This is a genomic window from Streptomyces sp. NPDC058289, from assembly GCF_042880975.1.
In the GTDB taxonomy this organism is placed as follows: Bacteria; Actinomycetota; Actinomycetes; order Streptomycetales; family Streptomycetaceae; genus Streptomyces; species Streptomyces stoeckheimensis.
The window spans coordinates 68,547-90,184 of sequence record NZ_JBHVYI010000011.1 but is presented as its reverse complement, the minus strand read 5'-3'; the positions used below and the strand labels follow the sequence as shown (position 1 = coordinate 90,184).

Genomic DNA, 21,638 nt, shown 5'->3' with positions numbered 1-21,638 from the left:
GCCCCGACATCTTCGTGCGGACGGCCGGTCGATCGGGCCGTGGAGGTTAACTGTCTATCAGTTCTTCGGACGCGACTCACCGCCACCCCCGGAGATGTGCCCCACCATTCGTCTCATCTTCACGGACCCCTCGCCGGGACGCGGACCAGGGACTTAAGTCCCCGCCCGATTCGCACCAATGGCACCTACTTGACCGCTCTCCGATCTTTATCCTTGGGGAATGGCAACCAGCAAGAAGGACCAGCGGCGCGAGGCCCGCGAGCGCATGCGCGAGGAGCGCGAGGCCCAGGCCCGGCGCGAGAAGCTGCGCGGGCGCGTGCTGATCGGCGGCGCGCTGGTCGCCGTACTGGCCCTCGCGGTCGGCATCGGCCTGTACGCGGCGAACTCCTCGGACTCCGGCGACGAAGCCGCCGGCAAGCCGTTCGTCCAGCCGGCCAACACCACCGGCAAGGACGGGATCGTGATCCCGTACGGCAAGGCCGACGCGAAGAACGTCCTCTCCGTCTGGCTCGACCCGCGCTGCCCCTACTGCGCGGGCGTCGAGATCGGCCTCGGGAAGACCATCAAGGAGCAGGCGGACGCGGGCACGTACCGCGTCGAGTACCACTTCGCCACGTTCCTGGACAAGGCGCTGGGCGGCGGCAAGGGATCCAAGCGCGCGGTCAACGCGCTGGGCGCGGCCGCGAACGAGAGCCCGGAGAAGTTCATGGAGTACCTCCAGGTGCTCTACCAGAACCACCCGGAGAAGGAATCGGACGACAAGTTCGGCTCCACGGCCACCCTGCTGGACCTCGCGAACCAGGTCCCGGGGCTGCGCACGCCCGCCTTCAACCAGGCGGTCAAGGAACTCACCTACATGCCGTGGGTCGAGAAGGTCGGCCAGGCCTTCTACGACCAGAACATGCAGGGCACGCCGGACGTCTCCATCAACGGCAAGAAGCTCACGGTGAACTCCGGCAAGGGCATCGACTCGATCACCCCGGACGAGTTCAAGAAGCTGATCAGCGACAACCTGAAGTAGCGGGGCGGGCGGCGCCGGCCTCCACGCGCCGCTTGTCCTTGCCCTCGCTGCGGATCACGGCGACCGTCCCCACCATCACGAGCAGCGCGGCGATGATCCCCACCGGCAGGAGCCAGGGCCAGTCCCGGTCGTCGGCGTAGTACGCACCCGCGGCTGCGACCAGCCCGGCGATCACGGTGCCCTCAACGAAGTTCGTGCAGCCGTCGCCGGTCTTGTTCGGCGCCGGGGCCAGCCGTATCCGGTCCTTGCCCCGCTGCACGTCGGCGACCGGGACGTTGTCCGCCGTCCCGCAGCCGGGGCACGCCACCTGACTGCCTTTCGCTTCCCCGTAGTTCGTCATGGGCTCCATGATGACGGCCTCGGAACCAACGGCTGTGGCCTGGCGTTCTCTTGGTCGAAAGGGCCGTGCGCGCTGCTGCGCGGCAGTACGTTCAGAGGTGGCTCTTCGAGGGCCGCGTACGAGGGATCCGGGAACACGGGGGGTGGCTGCGAAGTGCTGGCCGAGTCATTGGAAGCGTTGGCCGCGATGGGGGGCGCCGCAGTGGTGCAGGCCGCGACGACGGACGCGTGGACGGAAGTCCGCGACCGGGTCGCGCGGTGGTTCGGGCGGGGCGACGGTGAGCTGGAGCGGGTCCAGCTGGAGCGCCTGGACCGGAGCGCTGCCGAACTCGCGGCCGGGGGTGGGTCGGAGCAGGAGCAGGCTCGCCAGGCGACGGTGTGGCGGACCCGCATCGAGGACCTCCTCGAAGGCCTGGACGAAGAGGAGCGGGAGCAGGCGGCCACCGAGCTGCGCGCCCTGCTGGACGCCACTGCGGATGCCCGCAGCGTCTCGGCCGGAACCGGCGGCGTGGCCGCCGGGCGGGACGTCAGCGTGAAGGCCGAAGGCGGATCGATCGCGGCGGCCGTCCTGCACGGAGGCGCGCACATCGGCCCCCCTCCGGTGCCGGATCCGTCCCAGGGCTGACCGGACCGGCGTTCCCGAGCCTCCCCACCATCACCGCGCCACCGGCCGGCGGCGTGCTCGTCCACGCCGGGCAGGGCAGCCTGGCGGCGCACCACATCGGCCAGGTCACCTACCAGGCCGCTGCGCGGCATGCCGTCTCCTGGCCGCACCAGGTCGGGGTGATCCCCCGCCGGGCCGGTTCGTTCCAGGACCGGGCCGAGGTGCAGCGACTGCGGTCCGCCGTGGAGGGCGGCGGCACGGCGGTCCTGTGTCAGGTGCTGTCCGGGATGGGCGGCGTGGGCAAGACCCAGCTCGCGGCCGACCATGCCCGCCGCGCCTGGGCCGACGGACAGGTCGACCTGCTGGTGTGGGTCACCGCCGCCACCCGCCAGGCCGTCATCGACGCCTACGCCCAGGCCGCCGCCGACATCCTGCACACGGACCCCGCCGACCCGGAGCGGGCCGCCCAGGCGTTCCTGGCCTGGCTCGAACCCGCGCCGGGCCGTCCCCGCTGGCTGATCGTCCTGGACGACGTCGCCGATCCGGGCGACCTGCGCGACCTGTGGCCGCCCGTCCATGACCGTGGGCGGACCCTGGTCACCACCCGTCGCCGCGACGCCGCCCTCGCCACGCACGGCAGTCTGGTCCCGGTCGGCCTGTTCACCCCGGCCGAGGCCACGGCCCACCTCCAACACGCACTGGCCGCCCAGGGGCGCCGCGAACCCGCACCGGACCTCGCGGCTCTGGCCCAGGACCTGGGTCACCTCCCGCTGGCCCTGTCCCAGGCCGCGGCCTACCTGGTCGACACGGAACTGTCCGCCGCCGACTACCGCACCCGCCTCGCCGACCGCGCCCGCCAACTGGCCGACCTGCTCCCCGAGCCCGACCACCTGCCCGACGACCAGTCGACCCCCGCGGCGGCCGCCTGGTCCCTGTCCGTGGACCGCGCGGACGAACTCCGCCCGGCCGGCCTGGCCCGGCCCATGCTCCAGCTCGCCGCGATGCTCGACCCGAACGGGATCCCGCACCAGGTCCTGGCCGGCGATCTGGTCCTCAGCCACCTCACAGCCCAACGATCGTTCCGCCACCGTGGCAGGCCCACCCCGGAACCCCCCGCGGTCACCGAGGAGGAGGCGACCGGCGCGCTGCGGGCGCTTCACCGGCTGAGCCTGATCGACCACTCCCCCTCCGAAGCCCACCAGGCCGTACGCGTCCACCAGATCGTCCAACGGGCCATCCGCGACCCTCTCGGCACCGACTACCGGGACGCACTCGTGCGCGTCGCGGCCGGCACCTTGCTCGAAGCCTGGCCCGACACCGAACGTGATGCCGGCCTGGCCAGCGCCCTGCGCGCCAACACCACCGCCCTGATCGCGTGCGCCGAGGGCGCCCTGCACCAGCCTGCCGTCCACAGGGTGTGGTACCGCCTTGGTGAAAGCCTCGGACAGGCCGGGCAAGTGGCTGCCGCCATCCACCACCTCCAGCAGCTCACGGACACCATCACCCACCGCTTGGGCCCGGACCACCTCAGCACTCTCACCAGCCGGTCCAACCTCGCCCTCTGGCGTGGGCAGGCGGGGGACACCGCCAGGGCTGCGGAGGCAACCGCCCTCCTATTGGAGGACCACCTGCGCGTACTGGGCCCGGACCACCCCAACACCCTCACCACCCGTTCCAACCTCGCCCACTTGCGGGGGAAGGCGGGGGACGTAACCGGGGCTGCTACCGCGTTCGGTGACCTATTGGAGGACTACCTGCGGGTACTGGGCCCTGACCATCCCGACACCCTCACCACCCGTTCCAACCTCGCCCTCTGGCTCGGAGAGGCAGGTGATGCGACGGGGGCCGCTGGCGCGTTTGCCGCCCTGTTGGAGGACTACCTGCGGGTACTGGGCCCTGACCATCCCGACACCCTCACCACCCGGAACAATTTGGCGGCCTGGCGGGGGACCGCCGGTGATCCGGCCGGGGCCGCTGCCGCGTTCGCCGCCCTGCTGGAGGACTGTCTACGGGTACTCGGCCCGGACCACCCCGATACCCTCACCACCCGGCACAACCTCGCCCACTTGCGGGGCGAGACAGGGGATCCGGCCGGAGCCGCAGACGAAGCCGCCGCACTGCTAGAGGACCAACTGCGAGTTCTGGGCCCGGACCACCCCGACACCCTCAACACCCGTCACAGCCTCGCCCACTCGCGGGGCGAGGCAGGAGATCCGGCCGGAGCCGCAGACGAAACCGCCGCACTGGTAGAGGACCACCTGCGAGTTCTGGGCCCGGACCACCCCAGAACACTCATCAGCCGCTCCAGCCTCGCCCACTGGCACGGGGCAGCCGGGAATCCGCTGGGGGCTGCCGCCGCACTCGCCGTTCTGCTGGAGGACCGCCTTCGGGTACTGGGGCCAGACCACCCCGAAACCCTCGCCACCCGATTCAATCTCGCCACCTGGCAGGGGATAGCTGGGGATCCGGGCGGGGCGGCGAAGGCTACCGCCTCATTCCTGGAAGACCACCTGCGCGTGCTGGGCCCGGACCACCCCGACACCCCCATCATCCGGGTCGGTCTCACCCACTGGCGCCGGGAGGCCGGGGAGCATTGACGGTCGCCCGCGCGAGGCGGAGAGCAACCCCACGATGCGCAGGCCTCCGCCGCGACGACGCTCCGGTCAAAGGCACGCCCACACCGTCTTCCCCGGCCCGCCCTGCGCCCTGGGCGCGACTCCCCACTCCCGCGCCAGGGCCCGTACGAGCATCAGCCCGCGGCCGGCCTCCGCCGACCAGGGGTCCACCGCCGCCTCCGCCTCGGGCGGCTGCCGGTCGCCCCGGGCGTCGGTCACCTCGATGCGGACCCGTAGGCCGTCGTAGCCGAGCCGTACCTCGAAGTCCCGGCCGGGCACCCGCCCGTGCAGCACGGCGTTCGCGGCCAGCTCCCCCACCACCAGTTCCACGTCCTCCGCGAGGCCGCAGCCGTGCGGGATCCCCCAGGCCGCGAGCTGCACCCCGGCCAGCCGCCGGGCGAGCCGGGCCCCGCGCGGGGTGGCGGAGAGGCGCTGCCGGAACTCCGCCGGTGCCATGTCACTCATTTCGGTCGTCACCTCACCGAGCGTGGCCGGTCCGCCGTACGCTTTCCAGGAACGGCGGCGCTACGGGGAAACCCCGTAGGACCGGCGGTTGTTGCGTGTACGGGTAGTACGGGCGAGGGCGGTTCAGCAGATGAACGACCTGTCGGAGCGCGAGGAAGAGCCGGAGCGACCGGTGGAGGTCGACGGCACCGCGTACCTTTTCAAGGCGCTCGGCAAAATCATCAAGGTGTTGCGGGAACGCGCGGGCTTGCAGCAAAAGGAGCTCGCCGCACTCGTGCACGTGGGAGAGGACCTGGTGTCCTCCATCGAGCGGGGCGTACGAACACCCCAGCCGGACTTCCTGGAGAACGTCGACCGGGCGCTCGGCGCCGGGGGCGTCCTGATCGCGGCCGTCCCGGACGTGAAGGAGGCGCTGAAGCGGGCGCGGACCCGGCACCCGGATTGGTTCCGGAAGTTCGCGGACGCGGAGGCGGGGTCGGTGGCGCTGCACTACTACGGCGTCCAGGCGATTCCGGGGCTGCTCCAGACCGAGGCTTACGCGCGGGCATTGTTCCGGCACCGCCGTCCTGTGCTAGACGAGGAGACCATCGAGAAGCGCGTGGCGGACCGGCTCGCCCGCCAGGTGATCCTGGACCGGTGGCCCGCGCCCACGTTCAGCTTCGTCCTGGAGCAGTCCGTCCTACTGCGCCCGACGGGCGGCAAAGACGTCCACCGCGCACAGTTGCGCCGCCTGCTGGACGTGGGCAGCCTGCGTACCGTGCAGCTCCAGGTGATGCCTCTGGATCGCGACGAACATCCGGCACTGGACAGCGCGTTCACCCTCCTCCGCCCTAAGGGCCGCAACGAGGTTGCCTACACCGAGAGTTACGGTCACGCGAACCTCATCACCGATCCGGAACAGGTGAGGGTCTACAGCGAGCGCTATGGGATCATCCGGGCACAGGCACTCACGCCCCACGAGTCCCTTGCCCTGATCGAGAAGATGCTGGGAGAACGGTAATGAACACCACGGACCTGGCCTGGTTCAAGAGCAGTTACAGCTCCGGCGAGGGCGGCGAGTGCCTCGAAGTCGCCTTCGACTGGCGGAAGTCCAGCTACAGCAGTGGTGAGGGCGGCAACTGCGTAGAGGTCGCCGGCTGCGCCGACTCCGTGCACGTCCGGGACTCCAAGGTGACGGCCGGCCCCCAGCTGGCCATCGCCCCCGGCGCCTGGGCCGCGTTCCTCGACGGAGTCACCACCGCATAGGAACGGGGGGCCACTCCACATGGCCCCCCGCCTTCCGTTTCCCGGTCAGCCCAGCAGCGCCTTGACCGCCGCGATCACCGGAACTCCCGCTTCTCCGATCAGCGTCGCAATTCCGGAGAAGGTCGCGAGGATTCTCCTGAATCTCGCCTCGGGGGGATTCTCCCCGAGCTCTTCCACCGCCGCGTCGACTTCCGCCCGGTCACTCTCGTCCAGGTGCTCCCTCATCGCCTGGACTTCTTCGATGAGCTTTTCGATAGCCGAGGCCTCCGGCGGAGTTCCGCCGACGTATTTTCCTCCGGCCACGATGTCCCCGGAGCCCGAGTGCTTGGCGTTTCCGATGGCTCCGGGTCCGCTCACCGTGTACTGGTCGCCGGCCATCATCGAGCGCCTCCCCTGATGTCTCCCGAACCGCTGTGCCGGGCCTGGCCGATCGCCCCTTCTCCGTACACCTTGAACTGGTCGCCCATCACCGCTTCCTTGATGTTGATGGTCACCGGGGCGGCATCCGGCCGGCCGATGGCCTTGGTGATCTCGTAGACGAGGTTCTCGATCTCGGCGCGGTCCAGGGACCACACGGCCTCGCGCTGGATGCCGGAGGTGTTGAGGACGAGGCCGTACACCGGGGGCGTGCCGATCACCTTCACGAGTTGCCAGATCAGCAGCCCGAGGACGGCGACCGCGATGACCCCGGCGACGTTCCCGAAGATGGCCACCGCAATGGCTCCGAGGACGATGCAGAGCGCCGCCCGGCGGATGAACCTGCGCCAGGCCGCTCCTTTGTCCACCTCCAATACGCGCTGCCCCACGTGGGAGATGTTGTGCAACGGATAAGCCTCACCGTCGACCCACAGCACACCGTCTTGCACACGGACTTGGACCGTCGAATTGCTAACCGCCATTTCGCGCCCCCCTGGCTCTTTTTGGCGTTGACGGCTCGAAGTGTAGGGCGGGCCAGACCGGCCAAGTAGGGATCGGACCATTTCGACGTAGTCATGATCGATTTCGAATTCCGCTTGACATGCCACACCGCGGAATATCGGGTTCCCCCTGGGACGGCGGTTCCCGGGCTTACTCGTAGGTCGGCTGCCAGTGGCCTCGTACGTGCTTCTCCAGGGCCTCCGTCCAGACCTGCGGGTCCAGCTCCGCGTAAGCGAAGGTGACCGGCGGGAAGCCGCCCGGGTGGGCGTCGAGGGAGTCCTCGCGGGCGATGAGGACCGTCTCCAGCTCTTCCCGCCCCCGCTTCCAGGACTCCGGGAAGAAGAAGTCGATCTCCTGCCAGCACTCCTCCGTCTGCCGGGACTGCATGCTCGGCGCCAGCTCCGGGAGGAACCCGATCTTGACCTCGGCCTCGCGCAGTCGGAATCCCAGGTCCGTGTAGGCCTGGAGGATCGCGTCCTGGGCCGGGAGGGCGTGCACCTCGATCTCGTCGAAGTCCCCCTGGTCCACCGACTTTTCGACGGCCAGCTCGGTACGGACGGCGACCCGTCCGCCGGGGATGGGTGCGCCCATTCCGTGCGTGAGCGGGGTCTCCCACGGCAGCGCGACCTCGCCGCGGACCGTCACCGTCTCGCCGGCGGGCAGCCGGAAGCCGTCGAGGTCGACCGTCACCACCGTGTAGGGGTGCTCCCAGGCGGTCTTGGCGCCGCTCGGTTCGAGGTCCTCGGCCCGTACGACCACCTCCAGCCGCACCCGCGCGATGTCCATGTCGGCGCCGCCGCCCACGGCGGTGACCACGCAGCGCAGGATCCCGCCCGGGTGGACCTTCGGGTTCTCGACGACCGTTTCCACGCTGGGCGCGTTGACGCCGAGGGCGCTCAGAAACTTGCGGAATGCCATGACTCTCCCCGTTCACGGACCGGCTCCCCCGCCGGTCGACGAGGTCACTGTAAACAGCTTGCCCAGCGCCGGCGTTGGGGCGGGGACGGGTGTTCAGCCGACAGAACCCGCTTCCTTGCCGTGCGCCTTCATGCAGGCGTTGTCGAAGGCCAGCAACCCGATCGTGCCGCCGGACGGGGCGCCCCGGTACTCGGCGACGACCCGCCAGCCGCGCTGCTCCAGGAGCACCTTGGAGACGTACACCTCGCCCTTCTCGTCCTTGCGCTGCTCCGCTTTCCCGGCTTCCTTCCAGGCGCGCTTGCCCAGCTCGCGCACCGTGGCCTCGAACCGGGCCAGGTCCACCGGCACGGCATCGGTCCCGAAGCCCTTGAAGGCAACGGCGCACGACACGGCCGAAGCCGCCTCGCTCGTACGGAGGTAGTCCGGATCGTTCGCCGGCGCGCCCGCGGCCGCAGCCGAGGTGTCGAGGTCCGTACGCACGACCTCCCTGGTCAGCGGCCCGGTGCCCGCGGGGCGGGGCGACACCGCGGCGGAGGCGGACGCGGACGCGGCCCCGGACCCCGCCCCTCCGGTACCGGAGTCGCTCGTGCCGCAGCTCACGGCTCCGAGCGCGATGACCGCTGTCGCCACGGCAGCCCACTTCATCCTGTTCACAGTCCCCCCATGCCAGGGACCGTTCGCCCCCGTGATCGAGGAGGGAGTCTGGCACAGCGGGGATCGGGACGACCCCGACGGGTCCATTCGTGCAGGTCGCCGCGGGATTCGGCGGGCTCCAACCGCCGTGACAGTCCGGTGACATGGAGCAGACGCTTCGCCTACACACCCTCCGTAATTTTCTTCTTGCAGCCCCACCAAGCCCCGACAGGCGACAGTCCGTCCGGCAGAGGAGGTGCCGTGAAAACCCTCCTTCCTCCACCACCTGCCACGGAGTTCCCCATGTCGATCCGCACCCGCTCCCGCCGTCAGACCCTCCTCCGCTCCGCCGTCGCCACCGCCGCCCTCGCGGGAGCCCTCCTGGCTCCGGGCACCGCCTTCGCGGCCGATGCCCCCAAGGCCGGCGCCCCGAAGGCCGACGCTTCGGTCCAGGGCCTGGGCGGGGAGCTCGTCAAGCACCTCGTCCTGGCCAACGGCACCAAGGCGGACCTGTGGAAGAAGGGCAAGGCCTCGTACTGGCTGGACGTCTACTCCGAGGGCAGCAGCCAGCTCGGCCGGCTCAGCGTCGGCGGTCCGGGCGAGCAGGCGGAGGACGGCGACCAGATCGCCGGCATGTGGGTCACCCTGGACGGCAAGGGCCAGGTCCGGTCGTGGAAGAACCCGGAGTCCCGGGGATTCGCGCAGGGCGGCAGCGAGACGCGGCAGGGCTGCACGGTGACGACTCACATGGCCACCCCCCTCGACGGCGTCAGCCTCGAACTCTCCAACGGCCCGTCGGGCCCGGTCGCGAAGCTCATCGACGCGAAGAGCTCCCGGACGCTCGCCACGCTCACCCCGGCCAACCCGGTCGGGCTCGCCGGTGGCGTCCGCATCAAGGAAGCCTGGGAGCCGCAGGCACGCCAGCTCCAGGTGCACGTCGCCGACGGCGTGATCCCGTGGCTGGGCGTCAGCTTCCCGGCGCCCCTCAAGGACTGCGGCGCCAAGCCCTCCACCCCGGCCAAGCCCTCCGCCACCCCGAAGCCCGCGATCTCCGCCCACGGCGGCTCGCAGACCGTCGTGGTCCCCAAGGGCGGCGTGGCCGCCGGCGCGGAGGTGGCCGACTCCACCAACAGCGCGTCCGCGTGGATCGCTGCCGGCGCGGGCTCCGCGGTCCTCGGCGCCGCCGGCTTCCTCCTGCTCCGCCGCCGTTCGGCCCAGCAGCGCTGAGCCTCACCGAACGCCCCCGTAAGGCCCCCCGGCCTTGCGGGGGCTTCCGGGGTGCTCCGGGGGCTCCTGGCGGCTTCCGGGGGCTCCTGCCCGTCCGGAGACCGGCTGGGAGGGATGCCACGGGGGTGCGACCCTCGCAGCCACCGGTCGGCCGGCAGTCCCCGGAGCACCTCGTGTACCTCGTGTACCTCGTGTACCTCGTGTGCCCCGCGCCCCGCCAAGCCCCCGCCCGGTCGTCCTACGCGTACAGCTCCTCGATCTCGCGCGCGTACCGCTCCGCCACCGCCCGGCGGCGGAGCTTCAGGGTCGGGGTGAGGGTGCCCGCCTCCACGGTGAACTCCCCGGGCAGGACCCGGAAGGCGCGGACGCGGGCCGGGCGGGAGACCGTGGCGTTGGCCGCCTCGACCGCTTCCGCGACGAGGGCCCGTACGGCAGGGTGCTCGCCGGGGGCGGCCGGGTCCAGGGTCACCGACTCGCGGGCCGCCCAGGCGGCGATCTCCTCCGCGTCCAGGGTGATCAGGGCCACCGGGTGGGGTCGGCGGTCACCGATCATGACCGCGCGGGAGACGTAGCGGGAGCGCTGGACGGCGAACTCCAGCTCGGTGGGGGTGATGTTCTTGCCCGCCGAGGTGATGATCAGCTCCTTCTTGCGGCCGGTGATGGAGAGGTAGCCGTCCGGGTCGACCTCGCCCAGGTCGCCGGTGTGCAGCCAGCCGTCCGGGTCGAGCGTCTGCGCCGTCGCCGTGTCGTTGGCGTGGTACCCGGGGAAGATCATCGGCCCCCGGGCCAGGACCTCCCCGTCCTCGGCGATGCGGACCTCGCACCCGGCGATCGGGCGGCCCACCGATCCGTAGCGGATCCCGCCCGGGTGGTTGAGGCTGATGACCCCGCCCGACTCCGTCATGCCGTAGCCCTCGAAGACCGCGATCCCGCAGGCCCGCAGGAAGTCGAGGGTGGCCGGGGCGATCGGGGCGCCGCCCGTCAGAGCCCATTTCAGGCGCCCCCCGAAGGCGCCCCTGACCAGGGAGTACAGGGATTTCTCGGCAGCCTCGTACGCCGCCCGGTCCGTATCCGGGAGGCGTCCCTCGGAGGCCAGCACCCCGAGGCGGACCGCCTCCGCGAAGCGGTCCGTACCACCCTCCTGGGACTCCGCGAGGGAGAGGACCACGGAGTGCAGCTTCTCGAACAGGCGGGGCACGGACGGCAGATGGGTCGGGCGGGCTTCGGCGAGCTCGCCGATGACATCCTCGATCCGGCCGCCGAAGTAGCAGAGCTCCCCGCCCTCCAGGAGGGTGGTGAACTGGATCAGCTGGGCCAGCAGGTGGGCGAGGGGGAGGTAGAGGTACGTGGAGTCCCCCGGGCCGCCCTTGACCAGCGGGAGGGTGGCATCCTGGATCGCGCCGAGGTTGGCGTGCGTGAGGCGGCACCCCTTGGGCAGGCCGGTGGTGCCCGAGGTGTAGACGATGGAGGCGTCGGCCGCGGGGTCCACCGCCGCGGCGCGGGCGAGGAGTTCGGCTTTCGGCGCCGGGCCGGGTAGGGCGCGCAGCCCGTCCATCTCCACCACCGCGCGCAGCCCCGGGAGCTTCGGGCGCAGCGCCTCCACCCGCGCCGCCTGCCCGGCGTCGTCGCAGACGACCACCACGGCCGCGGAGTCCGACAGCACCCAGGCGAGCTCCTCCTCCCCGGCCGTCGGGTACACCGGCACGAGGACGGCCCCCGCGGCCAGGACCCCGAAGTGGGTGTACGTCCACTCCGGGCGGGTCTCCGCGAGCACCGCGACGCGCTCGCCGGGGGCCACCCCGAGGCCGAGCAGGGCGCGGCCGGACTCTCGCACGCGGGAGCGCAGTTGACCGTAGGAGACGGTGGTCCAGCTCCCGTCCCCTCCCCCCTTGTGGCGCAGGGCGGTCTCGGCCGCGTACCGCTCGCCCGTCCACTCCGTGAACACCGCCAACGTGCGCGGCCGCACGGCACCGCCGGTCTCGCTCCCACTCATCGGGCTCATCGGGCTCATCGAGTACGTCGGGTTCACCGGGATCGCCTCCCCTTCGGGTCGTACCGATGACGCTAGGCACCGCTGAGGCGTCCGCGGCATGACCGGAAGCGTCACCCCCGCTGACCTCAGCGCTCATTGCGGCTACCGTCGGACCCATGGGGAGGCGGACGGTCACCGTGCACCACGTGCGTGCCGTGCTCGCGGGGGCGCGCGGCCGCGGGCTCGACACCGTGCCGCTGCTCCAGGAGGCGCAGATTCCGCCGCTGCTGCTGGGCGACGACCGGGCGCGGGTCACGCCGGCGCAGTTCGCGCGGCTGTTCCGGGCGCTGTACCGGGCGATGCAGGACGAGTTCCTGGGACTGTCCGCCGTCCCCAGCCGGCCCGGGACCTTCGCGATGATGTGCAGGGCCTCCCTGGGCTGCCCCGATCTCGGTGCGGCGGTGGAACGCTCCGCCACCTTCTACGGGCTGTTCCCGGGCGGGCCGGAGCTGGCGCTCGAAGTCGAGGGCGGGCAGGCGTGGTTCATGGTGCGCAACGAGTTCGCGCGGGACGAGGAGCGCTTCCTCACCGAGTGCGTGCTCGCCATCTGGCACCGGCTGAGCAGCTGGCTGATCGGCCGGCGCATCCCCCTGGCCCACGCCTCCTTCGCGTATCCGGCGCCGCCGCACGCGGAGGAGTACGAGCTCCTCTTCGACTGCCCGGTCCGCTTCGGCGAGGCCCGCACGGGCGCGGCCGTGGCCTTCGACGCGCACTGGCTGACGGCTCCGCTCGTACGGGACGAGGCCGCGCTCGACGCGATGCTCCGGCGGGCCCCCTTCGACCTGCTGTCCCGGCCGGCGTACGGGACCACGGTCGCGGAGCAGGTCCGCCGGACCCTGACCCAGGCCCTGCGCGGCTCGCCCCGCCTGCCGGAACTGGGCGAGGTGGCGGCGCGCCTGGCGGTCTCCCCGGCCACGCTGCGGCGGCGGCTCCAGCAGGAGGGCACGTCCTTCCAGCAGCTGAAGGACCACGTGCGGCGCGATGCGGCGATCGCCGGCCTGGCGGAGAGCCGCGAACCCATCGCGGAGCTGGCGGCCCGCCTGGGCTTCTCCGAGGACACGGCCTTCCACCGTGCCTTCCGCCGCTGGACGGGCACCACCCCGGGCGCGTACCGCATCGCGTCGGGCGGCTGAGGCGCGCGCCGGTCCATCGGGGCGCGCCTAGGCCAAGCCCAACAGCTCCAGCACCCGGCCCACCGCCTCGATGATCGGCCGCCCGACCTCGCCCGCGAGGGTCGCGAGGCCCAGTACGGCCATCAGGGCCCCGTGCCGCGCCTCCGGGCCGCTCTCCGGGGAGACGATCACCGGCAGGTTGGTGTCGATGGTGCCCGCGCCGGCCGGCGTGACCTGGGCGCGGAGCTCCAGGAGCAGCCGCTCCAACTGCTGGATCGCCTCCTGCGGGGTGACCGGGGCCGCCTGCGGGGCGCCGATGGTCGGGGACTGGTTCTTGACGATGCCGATGTTGCCCGATCCGTTCACGGTGACGCTGTCCCCGTAGTGGTACGAACTGCTGCTGCCGCTGTCCGTCGTCATGTCTTCACCACTCCGATGTTTCCCGAGCCGTTGATGTTGGCGGTGTCACCGACGTGGACGTAGTGCCCGATGTTCACCGTCGGCTGGGCCACGTAGAGGGAGAACTCCGTCTCCGGGCGCTCGATGGCGTCGACGATCCGAGCGACCAGCCTCCGCAGCTCGGCCCGGTCCGCGAGGGTCACCACCGCGACGGGGGCGCCGGAGGTCTCCACGCCCACAGCAGGCGATTGCTGACCCGCAGCACGAGGTCGGGCACCCCGAAGTCCTCCCGCCCGGCCGGCTTCGCCGGCGGGGTCGGCGCCGGCACCCACAACGGCGTCAGCGGAGGCGACTGGGAAGGGGGCCGCTGCGGCGGCTGCCCCCACTGCGGGGGCGGTGGCGGCTGCGGCGGTACCGTCACGTCTTCACCACCCCCGAGTTGCCCACCCCGCCGTAGATGTTCACGCTGTCGCCGAGGTGGTAGCTCTTCAGGTTGAGCTCCACCCGGTCCATCCGGATCGAGAACTCCGCCTCCGGGTGGTCGATGGCGTGGACGATGTGCTGGACGACCACCCCCAGCTGACTCTCGTCCCGCATCGTCACCAGTGCGATGGACGCGCTGGCCACCTCCACGGCCAGGACGTGCAGGTCCGGCCTGGTCGCCTTGTAGACGAGCTGCGCCACGAGGTAGAGCGCCGCAATGATCCCGAAGGCCCACAGCATCTCGAACTCGGAAGTCATCTCCTCCTCGCACCAGCGGGAGGAGTAGTCGCACGAGTTGAACGTCTCGTCGATGACGAACTCCGCGAACAGGAAGAACACCACGACCAGGGCCGCCCCCCACTTCAGGAACTGCACGACGGCCTTCGCCCGGTCGGGCGACAGCACCGAGGTGTGGACCCGGACGATGTTGTGCAAGGGATAGGCGGCCGTCCCCACCCACAACAGACGGCGGCTGATGCGCAGTTCGACGCCGTACGCCCCCGCGCCCGGCGGCAGGGGCGGCAGCGGCGGCCCCTGCGGTGGTGGCGGTGCGACCCCGTTGAATTCCATGACTCCCCCAGTCGACGGCGCAGTCGACTGCGCCGGAAACCATTAAGCACACCGACCGGCTGTGATGTAAGCGTCAATTACCCGCCAACTCTCTTATGGATCACGGCTGTTGAGCACACCACCTCGACACCATCGCCCGCGCGGCGCGCGTTTGTACCGCACCCGCGGCCACCCCGACAAGGTGCCGACAAGGCGGGCGGGGCAAGCAGGTCGGGGCGAGCGGGGTGGGCGACACGGCGGGGTGCGGCCCCGGGTCAGGAAAGCTGAGCTGTGCGGTCAGCGACGTTCCTACCGGTCGGTCACTACCTTCTCCTCACCTACCACCCCCACCCGGACCCTTGGGAGAGCCGCCCCATGCGCATCCGAAGCTCAGCACTCGCCGCAGTGGCCGCCCTGGCCCTGTCGGCCGCGATCCCGACCACCGCCACCGCCTCCGCCCAGGGGGAGGAGGCCGCCGCCCGCCCCGGCGACATCGTCAGCAGCGCGCCGTCCGCGTTCCACCCACTGCCGGGTCAGCCCACCAACACCAAGGCCTGGAAGATCCACTACAACTCCACGACCGCCGACGGAGCCCCGAACGTCGTCTCCGGCACCGTCATCGTCCCGCAGGACGGCCGCACCGGCCCGCGCCCCCTGATCACCTACGCCGTCGGCACCGTCGGCATGGGCGACTCCTGCGCGCCGAGCAACAACCTCCCGTACGGCACCGCCCTGGAGGCCAACCTCATCCAGCAGCTCACCCTGCGCGGCTGGGCCGTCGTCGTCACCGACTACGAGGGCCTCGGTACCCCCGGCGTGCACACCTACACCGTCGGCCCCTCCGCCGGCCACGCCGTGCTCGACGCCGCCCGCGCGGCCACCCGCCTCCCCGAGGCCGGGCTGTCGGCCACGACGCCCGTCGGCATCATGGGGTACTCCCAGGGCGGCCAGGCCAGCAGCTGGGCCGCCGAGCTGCAGGGCTCGTACGCACCGGAGTTGCAGGTCAAGGGCACCGCGACGGGCGGCGTCCCGGCCGACCTGCTGAAGGTGGCCGACTTCAACAACGGCTCCTACGGCTCCGGCCTCATCTTCATGGCCGCCGCCGGCCAGGACGCGGCCTTCCCGGAGCTGAAGCTCGACTCCTACCTCAACCCGGCCGGCAAGCTCCTGGTCGGCGCCATGAAGGACAACTGCGTCGCGATCGACTCCATCGCCGGCTCCTTCAAACGGATCTCCGACCTGACCACCCGCAACCCGCTCGCGCAGCCGGACTGGCAGGCCCGCCTGAACCAGAGCAAGCTCGGGCGCACCGCCCCGGCCGCGCCCGTGTACCAGTACCACGCGCTCGGTGACGAGCTCATCCCGTACGCCGTCGGCAGCCGGCTGCGCTCCGACTGGTGCGCGCGGGGCGCGAACGTCGAGTTCGACACCATCTGGATCGGCGAGCACGTCAGCGGCGTCATCACGCAGTCCCTGGCGGCGGGCAACTGGCTCGCGGACCGTTTCGCTGGCCGCTCGGCGCGCCCCAACTGCTGATCCGGCACAGGATGTTGCTGCCCCGTCCGGGAGGGAGCCGTGTTCCGCGGTCTCACTCCCCGGCGGGGCAGGAGCGCGTCCCGGAGGGCAGCCGGCCGTCGATCAGGAAGTGGTCCACGTACCCCTGCACACAGCGCGAGGCGGCGTACCCGGTGTGCCCGTCGCCCTTGTAGTCCACGACCACGGTGTTGCCGAGCCGCTTCGCCGTCTCCTCCGTCCACTCGTACGGGGTGGCCGGGTCCCCGCGCGTACCGACGAGCAGGATCCGCGGGATACCGGCGGGGCGGTCGATCCTGCGGATGAAATCGGTGCCGGCCGGGCGCCCGTAGCAGGCCAGCACGGTCATCAGCTGGCGCGGCCCGAAGATCGGCGAAGCGGCGAGGAAGACCGGCTGGAGCTCCCCCAGCTCCTGCGCGACGGCCGCCGGGGAGGCCTTGGCGTCGCCGCGGTCCGGGTCGTCGGCGCAGTTCACGGCGACGAGCGCGGCGGCCGCGTTGTCGGCGGGCACGGCGACGGCGCCGGCCGCCTCCTCCCGGGGCGGCGGCGGTTCGTCCGGACCGCCGAGCTGCATCAGCCCCACGGGGTCGCCGTTGCGCTCGACCAGCGCGAGCGCGTCCGCGAGGTCGGGCCACCACTTCTGCGAGTACAGGGCGATCCCGATGGCGTCGGCCACGTCCTGCCCGGTGAAGCGCAGTCCGCCCTCGCCGGTCAGCGGCGCTGCGTCCAAGCGGGTGACGAGGGCCTGGACCTTCTCCTTGGCGGTACGGGTGTTCGTGCCGTAGACGCAGTCCTGCCGGTGGGCGCACCAGACGAGGAAGTTGTCCAGCGCCCGCTGCTGGCCGACCGCCGACAGCAGGGCCTGCTCGCCGAGCGGCTCGGTGAGGGTGTCGACCCCGTCGAGGGCCATGCGGCCGGTGCGGCGCGGGAACAGCGCGGCGTAGACCGCACCGAGGCGCGTGCCGTAGGAGAAGCCGAGGAAGTCGAGCTTTTCCTCCCCGAGGGCCTCGCGCAGCAGGTCCATGTCGCGGGCCACGCTGACGGTACCGACGTACGGGAGCACCGGGCCGGAATCGAGGGCGCAGCGCTTGGCGACGGCGCGGAGCGCGGCGAGCTGGGCGGCGGGCCCGGCGGGGGCCGCGCCTCCCCCCGGGGCGCCTCCTCCGCAGGTGACGGGGGCGCTGCGGCCGACGCCGCGGGGGTCGAAGGTGACGAGGTCGTAGCGCTTGTTGAGCTCCGCGAAGGCGTTGGGGTCGGCGGCGAGGGTGGAGATGCCGGGGGCGCCGGGGCCGCCGAAGTTCATCACGAGGGAGCCGAGCCGCTTGCCGCCGGGCGCGGTGGCGGGAAGCTTGGCGACGGCGATCCGGAGCGTGCCCTTGGTTCTTCCGTTCCCCCCGTGGTCGATCGGCACGGTGAGGGTGCCGCAGCGCATGCCGGCGGGCACGGGCTTCTCGGGGCACGCACCCCACTGGATCCCCGTACGCGCAGGTGTACGCGCAGGTGCCGGACCGGGCACGGCGGCGAGCAGGGCGCCGGCCAGGGCGGTGCCGACGACTCCGGCGCCTATCCGGGTACGGGCCCGCGTAGCCGAGCGGCAGCCGGAGCGGGAACGGGAACGGGAACGGTGCACTGCACCCTCCTGGAGCGGCCCCCCGGACCAGTGAGCCCACCATAAACGCGCCCCCGGCACGCCGCTCCGCAAGCCCATCACCCATCCGGCCCCTTGACGCGCCCGACCGGACACCGCTGCGCGGGGCTGAGTCCCCTACCCGCCCTTCCACCGTTCCCAGGGCTGCGCCCTGACCCCCCTGGGGCTCCGCCCCAGACCCCGGTCCTCAAACGCCGGACGGCTGAAAGGACCCGGCACGCCGGCCAAATCCAGCCGCCCCGTCACGGGCGGCGGTACAAGGACTCGATCTCCCGCTCGAAGTCCCGCGCGACCGCGCCCCGCTTCAGCTTCATCGAAGGCGTCAGGTGCCCCTGTTCCTCCGTGAAGTCCCCCTCCAGCACCGCGAACCGCCGGATCGACTCCGCCCGCGACACCAGCCGGTTCGCCTCGTCGACCGCCCGCTGGAGGTCCGCCCACAGTTCCTCGTCGGCCACCAGCTCCCTGATCGGCACGCCCACCTTCTTGTGCATCTGCCGCCAGTGCTGGAGCCCTTCCGGTTCCAGGGTGATCAGTGCGGTGACGTAGGGCCGGTTGTCGCCGACCACCATGCACTGGCCCACCAGCGGGTGGGCCCGTAGCCAGTCCTCCAGGGGTGCGGGGGCCACGTTCTTCCCGCCGGAGGTGATGATCAGGTCCTTCTTCCGCCCGGTGATCGTCAGGTAGCCGTCGTCGTCGAGCTCCCCGATGTCCCCCGTGGACAGCCACTGCTCCCCGCCCACCGCGACGCCGCTGTTCCAGTACCCCGCGAACACGTGCGGCCCCCGCAACAGCACCTCCCCGTCGTCGGCGATCCGTACCGCCGTGCCCGGCAGCGGCCACCCCACCGTGCCCAGCCGGGGCCGCAGCGGCGGGGTGACGGTCGCGGCCGCGGTCGTCTCCGTGAGCCCGTAGCCCTCGAAGACCTCGATGCCCGCGCCCGTGTAGAAGGCGGCGAGGCGGCGGCCCAGCGGGGAGCCGCCGCTCAGGATGTACCGCACGCGCCCGCCCAGTGCCGCCCGGATCCGCCGGTACACGAGCGGTTCGTACAGCGCCCGGCCCAGCCGCAGGCCCAGCCCCGGCCGCTTGCCCTCCACCAACTCCCCGAAGCTGCGCGCGATCCGCGCCGCCCGGTCGAAGGAGGAGGCCCGGCCCATCTTCTCGGCCGTGGCCCGGCCGGTGTTGTAGACCTTCTCCAGGACGTACGGGATCGCCAGCAGGAACGTCGGCCGGAAGCCGGCCAGGTCGGACAGGAGGTCCTCGCTGCGGATGCTCGGCGCGTGCCCCAGCTTCACCCGCGCCCGCATGCAGCCGACGGCCACCATCCGCCCGAAGACGTGCGACAGCGGCAGGAAGAGCAGGGTCGAGGCCGGGTCCTTGCTGACCGATTTGAAGACGGGGTGCAGCAGCTCCACCGAGTTGTCCACCTCGGCGAAGAAGTTGGCGTGCGTCAGCACGCACCCCTTGGGCTGCCCCGTCGTCCCGGAGGTGTAGATCAGCGTCGCTACGGACTCCGGCGCGCACCCGGCCCGCCGGGCCGCCACGACCTCGTCGGGCACGTGCTCCCCGGCCTTGACCAGCCGGGCCACGGCCCCCGTGTCGAACTCCCAGAGATGGCGCAGCCAGGGCAGGTTGGCCCGCTCCGAGCTGATGATGCGCGCCTGCGCGGTGTCTTCGACCGCGCAGGCGACGGCGCCCGAGTCCTGGATGATCCAGCGCGCCTGGATCGCGGAGGAGGTCGGGTACACCGGGACGGTGATCAGCCCGGCCGCCCAGCCCGCGAAGTCGAGCAGGGTCCACTCGTAGGTGGTCCGCGCCATGATGGCCAGCCGGTCGCCCGGCCGCAGCCCCTCGGCGATCAGCCCCTTCGCGACGGCGAGCACCTCGCCGGCGAACTCGGCGGCCGTGACGTCCCGCCAGGTCCCGTCCTGCTCCTTGCGGGCGAGTACGGCGTCCCCCGGCGCCTCCCGGGCATTGTCGAAGGGGATGTCCCCGAGGGACCCGCGGACCGGCACCGGCGCCAGCGGCGGCACCCACACCTGGCGCACTCGCCCGTCGATCACGGTCTTGACGGGCTCGACGGGTTGTGGCGGCTTGACGGCCCTCACCAGGCTCGATTCGGCGGTCACGGCGTGCCTCCCTGGCCGGACGGAGTGTTACCGCCGGTAATCTACTTAGCGGTAACCATCCCTGAACACCCCTGTGCCCGCCTTTTCACCGTTGCTCCACGCCACGCCGCCCACACCCCCACCTCACGCGCACTCCCACCACTCCCGCGGGTGCCGCGGGTGCCGCAAGTGCCGCGTAAAACCGGTGCCGGAAGATCATCCGTCCGTAAGACTTCCCCCATGACCTCCCCCGACCCGAACCCCAAGGCCGAGCTCCACTTCTACCTCCAGTCGGCCCGCGAAGCGCTGCTCTGGAAGCTCGAAGGCCTCTCGGAATACGACGCCCGCCGCCCGCTGACCCCGACCGGCACCAACCTCCTGGGCCTGGTCAAGCACGCGGCCACCACGGAGCTGGGCTACCTCGGCGACACCTTCGCCCGCCCCTCCGGCGAACCCCTCCCCTGGGTCGCGGAAGATGCCGAACCCAACGCGGACATGTGGGCCACCGCAGACCAGTCGCGCGCGGACGTCATCGGCCTCTACCACCGCGCATGGGCACACGCGGACGCGACGCTCGACGCCCTCCCCTTGGACACGATCGGCACGGTCCCGTGGTGGCCGAGCCACGACAACAAGGTCTCCCTGCACCACGCCGTGGTCCGCATCATCTCCGACACCCACCGCCACGCCGGCCACGCCGACATCCTCCGCGAACTCCTGGACGGCACCACGGGCATGCAGCCCACCAACGTCGGCCTCCCCCCGGCCGACACCACCTGGTGGGAGGCCCACCACGCCCGCCTGGAGCAGGCGGCGCGCGAGGCCTAGAACCGGCTCAAGGCCTCCGGGGCACCCGGTTCGGATCGCGTACGGCCCTCGGTGCCCGCGCCCCGGTCGCCCGACGGTTCGCCGGAATGCCCTGTTGTCAGCCGGCGTCCCAGACGGTCACCGTGACATCGAACTCGGCAGGTCCGGACACATTGGTGACGGTGAAGTAGCCGAGGCGGCCGTTCCACGTCCTCAGGCAGGCCATGTCCCCCGTCTGGACCGCGAGCGAGCGCCGTGCCAGCCGTCCCTTCGCCGCGGAGCAGTCCCGGTAGCCCGGCGGCGTCGCGCCGTCCCACGCCGCGATCGCGTTGCCGGAGACCTCACCGGGGTGGCAGTCGCACTCCAGGCCGAGATCGCCGACCGCCGCGCCGGAGGGCGGTACATGGTCCAGCCACCAGCCCACCGGTCCCCCGTTGCTGTAGAGCAGCAGGGTTCCCTGCCAGCGCACCTTCGGGGTTGGGGCCGGCTTCGGCGACATCGGCGGCACGGAGGACGTCGACGGGGTCGACGGAGCTGACGGGACGGAGGGTGAGGGCAGCGGATCCGGAGGCGATGACTGCGCCGGCATCGAAGGGGTGGGCGGGGGTGCGGCACCGCCATTGCCGGTGGCCTTGCCTTGATCGGACCCGTTGACGTCGTGACCGGCGCAGTCTGCGCCGGTGCTGCAGTTGTTCTGCGTGCCGATCTCCGTCCCACCGCACGACGACAGAGCCAGAACGGCGCTCGCTGCCAGCGCGGCACCTCTGACGGCCCCCGATCTCCGCGCCCTCATCACCCCTTCTCGTTGATGTCGCGGCCCGCACACTGGGATGAGTTGCTGCAGTCGTTCCTGACGTCGCCCTTGTCGGAGTTCGTAAGGAACATCGCCGCCGCGGTGATCAGCGCGGCGACGATCGTGCCCATCACGGACAACACGGCGATCCACTGATTCCTGGTCAAAGTGGCCACTATTCATCCTTCCCCT

At 71.7% G+C, this 21,638-nt stretch carries 23 protein-coding genes; 9 read left to right on the top strand and 14 right to left on the bottom strand.

Going from position 1 to position 21,638, the window contains the following annotated elements; translation table 11 throughout:
• Positions 1 to 220 precede the first annotated feature (220 nt).
• Positions 221 to 1,021, top strand: a complete 801-nt coding sequence (locus ACFVX6_RS08195; RefSeq protein WP_389689170.1) for a thioredoxin domain-containing protein — start codon at positions 221 to 223, stop codon at positions 1,019 to 1,021.
• On the opposite strand, the gene ACFVX6_RS08190 is transcribed toward ACFVX6_RS08195, so the two are convergent.
• Positions 1,002 to 1,361: a hypothetical protein gene (locus ACFVX6_RS08190; protein WP_389689168.1), complete on the bottom strand. Its 360-nt coding sequence runs from the start codon at positions 1,359 to 1,361 to the stop codon at positions 1,002 to 1,004. The two genes, ACFVX6_RS08195 and ACFVX6_RS08190, sit on opposite strands and share 20 nt — an antisense overlap.
• Before the next feature lie 186 nt (positions 1,362 to 1,547).
• Here ACFVX6_RS08190 and ACFVX6_RS08185 point away from each other — a divergent pair, with 186 nt between their 5' ends.
• Both ACFVX6_RS08185 and ACFVX6_RS08180 read left to right on the top strand, forming a co-directional pair.
• The gene (locus tag ACFVX6_RS08185) at positions 1,548 to 1,985 is read left to right on the top strand and encodes a hypothetical protein (protein ID WP_389689166.1); all 438 of its coding nucleotides are present in this window, start codon (positions 1,548 to 1,550) and stop codon (positions 1,983 to 1,985) included.
• A 53-nt stretch (positions 1,986 to 2,038) separates the two neighbouring features.
• The gene (locus ACFVX6_RS08180) at positions 2,039 to 4,561 is read left to right on the top strand and encodes a tetratricopeptide repeat protein (RefSeq protein ID WP_389689164.1); all 2,523 of its coding nucleotides are present in this window, start codon (positions 2,039 to 2,041) and stop codon (positions 4,559 to 4,561) included.
• Between the two features lie 66 nt (positions 4,562 to 4,627).
• Here the strand turns inward: ACFVX6_RS08180 and ACFVX6_RS08175 are convergent, their stop codons facing one another.
• Complete coding sequence (locus ACFVX6_RS08175) at positions 4,628 to 5,044, bottom strand: ATP-binding protein (RefSeq protein ID WP_389689162.1); 417 nt, start codon at positions 5,042 to 5,044, stop codon at positions 4,628 to 4,630.
• A 130-nt stretch (positions 5,045 to 5,174) separates the two neighbouring features.
• On the opposite strand from ACFVX6_RS08175, the gene ACFVX6_RS08170 reads away from it, so the two are divergent.
• Together ACFVX6_RS08170 and ACFVX6_RS08165 are read left to right on the top strand one after the other, a co-directional pair.
• Positions 5,175 to 6,044 carry a Scr1 family TA system antitoxin-like transcriptional regulator gene (locus ACFVX6_RS08170; RefSeq protein WP_389689160.1) on the top strand — a complete coding sequence of 290 codons (870 nt, stop codon included), beginning with the start codon at positions 5,175 to 5,177 and terminating at the stop codon, positions 6,042 to 6,044.
• Positions 6,044 to 6,289 (top strand): DUF397 domain-containing protein, encoded by a 246-nt coding sequence (locus tag ACFVX6_RS08165; protein ID WP_389689158.1) that lies wholly within the window; start codon positions 6,044 to 6,046, stop codon positions 6,287 to 6,289. The genes ACFVX6_RS08170 and ACFVX6_RS08165 overlap by 1 nt, the downstream gene beginning before the upstream one ends.
• A gap of 45 nt (positions 6,290 to 6,334) precedes the next feature.
• Here ACFVX6_RS08165 and ACFVX6_RS08160 read toward each other — a convergent pair whose 3' ends face one another.
• From ACFVX6_RS08160 to ACFVX6_RS08145, 4 genes are all read right to left on the bottom strand, one after another.
• Positions 6,335 to 6,670, bottom strand: a complete 336-nt coding sequence (locus ACFVX6_RS08160) for a hypothetical protein (RefSeq protein ID WP_389689156.1) — start codon at positions 6,668 to 6,670, stop codon at positions 6,335 to 6,337.
• Entirely contained in the window at positions 6,667 to 7,188 is a 522-nt protein-coding gene (locus tag ACFVX6_RS08155) for a DUF6232 family protein (RefSeq protein ID WP_389689154.1), read from the bottom strand. Before ACFVX6_RS08155 ends, ACFVX6_RS08160 begins: the two co-directional genes overlap by 4 nt.
• Positions 7,189 to 7,357: 169 nt before the next feature.
• Entirely contained in the window at positions 7,358 to 8,125 is a 768-nt protein-coding gene (locus ACFVX6_RS08150) for a sporulation protein (protein ID WP_389689152.1), read from the bottom strand.
• Between the two features lie 93 nt (positions 8,126 to 8,218).
• Entirely contained in the window at positions 8,219 to 8,770 is a 552-nt protein-coding gene (locus ACFVX6_RS08145) for a hypothetical protein (protein ID WP_389689150.1), read from the bottom strand.
• 291 nt (positions 8,771 to 9,061) lie between these two features.
• Between ACFVX6_RS08145 and ACFVX6_RS08140 the strand changes: the two genes are divergently transcribed.
• The gene (locus ACFVX6_RS08140; protein ID WP_389689148.1) at positions 9,062 to 9,985 is read left to right on the top strand and encodes a hypothetical protein; all 924 of its coding nucleotides are present in this window, start codon (positions 9,062 to 9,064) and stop codon (positions 9,983 to 9,985) included.
• 238 nt (positions 9,986 to 10,223) lie between these two features.
• On the opposite strand, the gene ACFVX6_RS08135 is transcribed toward ACFVX6_RS08140, so the two are convergent.
• Positions 10,224 to 11,987, bottom strand: coding sequence for an AMP-dependent synthetase/ligase (locus ACFVX6_RS08135; RefSeq protein WP_389689146.1), 1,764 nt, complete (start codon positions 11,985 to 11,987; stop codon positions 10,224 to 10,226).
• A gap of 146 nt (positions 11,988 to 12,133) precedes the next feature.
• On the opposite strand from ACFVX6_RS08135, the gene ACFVX6_RS08130 reads away from it, so the two are divergent.
• On the top strand, positions 12,134 to 13,150 hold the full coding sequence (locus ACFVX6_RS08130) for an AraC family transcriptional regulator (RefSeq protein WP_389689144.1): 1,017 nt from the start codon (positions 12,134 to 12,136) through the stop codon (positions 13,148 to 13,150).
• 27 nt (positions 13,151 to 13,177) lie between these two features.
• Here the strand turns inward: ACFVX6_RS08130 and ACFVX6_RS08125 are convergent, their stop codons facing one another.
• The 3 genes from ACFVX6_RS08125 to ACFVX6_RS08115 form a co-directional block, all read right to left on the bottom strand.
• A complete protein-coding gene (locus ACFVX6_RS08125) occupies positions 13,178 to 13,549 on the bottom strand; it encodes a hypothetical protein (protein WP_389689142.1) in 372 nt (123 codons plus the stop codon).
• Positions 13,546 to 13,761, bottom strand: coding sequence for a hypothetical protein (locus tag ACFVX6_RS08120; RefSeq protein WP_389689140.1), 216 nt, complete (start codon positions 13,759 to 13,761; stop codon positions 13,546 to 13,548). Before ACFVX6_RS08120 ends, ACFVX6_RS08125 begins: the two co-directional genes overlap by 4 nt.
• A 184-nt stretch (positions 13,762 to 13,945) precedes the next feature.
• Positions 13,946 to 14,581 carry a DUF6232 family protein gene (locus ACFVX6_RS08115; protein WP_389689138.1) on the bottom strand — a complete coding sequence of 212 codons (636 nt, stop codon included), beginning with the start codon at positions 14,579 to 14,581 and terminating at the stop codon, positions 13,946 to 13,948.
• A gap of 354 nt (positions 14,582 to 14,935) precedes the next feature.
• Here ACFVX6_RS08115 and ACFVX6_RS08110 point away from each other — a divergent pair, with 354 nt between their 5' ends.
• Positions 14,936 to 16,096: a lipase family protein gene (locus ACFVX6_RS08110; protein ID WP_389689136.1), complete on the top strand. Its 1,161-nt coding sequence runs from the start codon at positions 14,936 to 14,938 to the stop codon at positions 16,094 to 16,096.
• Positions 16,097 to 16,148: 52 nt separating this feature from the next.
• On the opposite strand, the gene ACFVX6_RS08105 is transcribed toward ACFVX6_RS08110, so the two are convergent.
• Together ACFVX6_RS08105 and ACFVX6_RS08100 are read right to left on the bottom strand one after the other, a co-directional pair.
• A complete protein-coding gene (locus ACFVX6_RS08105; protein ID WP_389689134.1) occupies positions 16,149 to 17,723 on the bottom strand; it encodes an alpha/beta hydrolase in 1,575 nt (524 codons plus the stop codon).
• Between the two features lie 260 nt (positions 17,724 to 17,983).
• Positions 17,984 to 19,867 (bottom strand): AMP-dependent synthetase/ligase, encoded by a 1,884-nt coding sequence (locus ACFVX6_RS08100; protein WP_389689132.1) that lies wholly within the window; start codon positions 19,865 to 19,867, stop codon positions 17,984 to 17,986.
• A gap of 219 nt (positions 19,868 to 20,086) precedes the next feature.
• Here ACFVX6_RS08100 and ACFVX6_RS08095 point away from each other — a divergent pair, with 219 nt between their 5' ends.
• Positions 20,087 to 20,674 carry a DinB family protein gene (locus ACFVX6_RS08095; protein WP_389689130.1) on the top strand — a complete coding sequence of 196 codons (588 nt, stop codon included), beginning with the start codon at positions 20,087 to 20,089 and terminating at the stop codon, positions 20,672 to 20,674.
• 97 nt (positions 20,675 to 20,771) lie between these two features.
• On the opposite strand, the gene ACFVX6_RS08090 is transcribed toward ACFVX6_RS08095, so the two are convergent.
• Together ACFVX6_RS08090 and ACFVX6_RS08085 are read right to left on the bottom strand one after the other, a co-directional pair.
• A complete protein-coding gene (locus ACFVX6_RS08090; protein WP_389689128.1) occupies positions 20,772 to 21,152 on the bottom strand; it encodes a hypothetical protein in 381 nt (126 codons plus the stop codon).
• 293 nt (positions 21,153 to 21,445) lie between these two features.
• Positions 21,446 to 21,622, bottom strand: coding sequence for a hypothetical protein (locus tag ACFVX6_RS08085; RefSeq protein WP_389689126.1), 177 nt, complete (start codon positions 21,620 to 21,622; stop codon positions 21,446 to 21,448).
• Positions 21,623 to 21,638 lie beyond the last annotated feature (16 nt).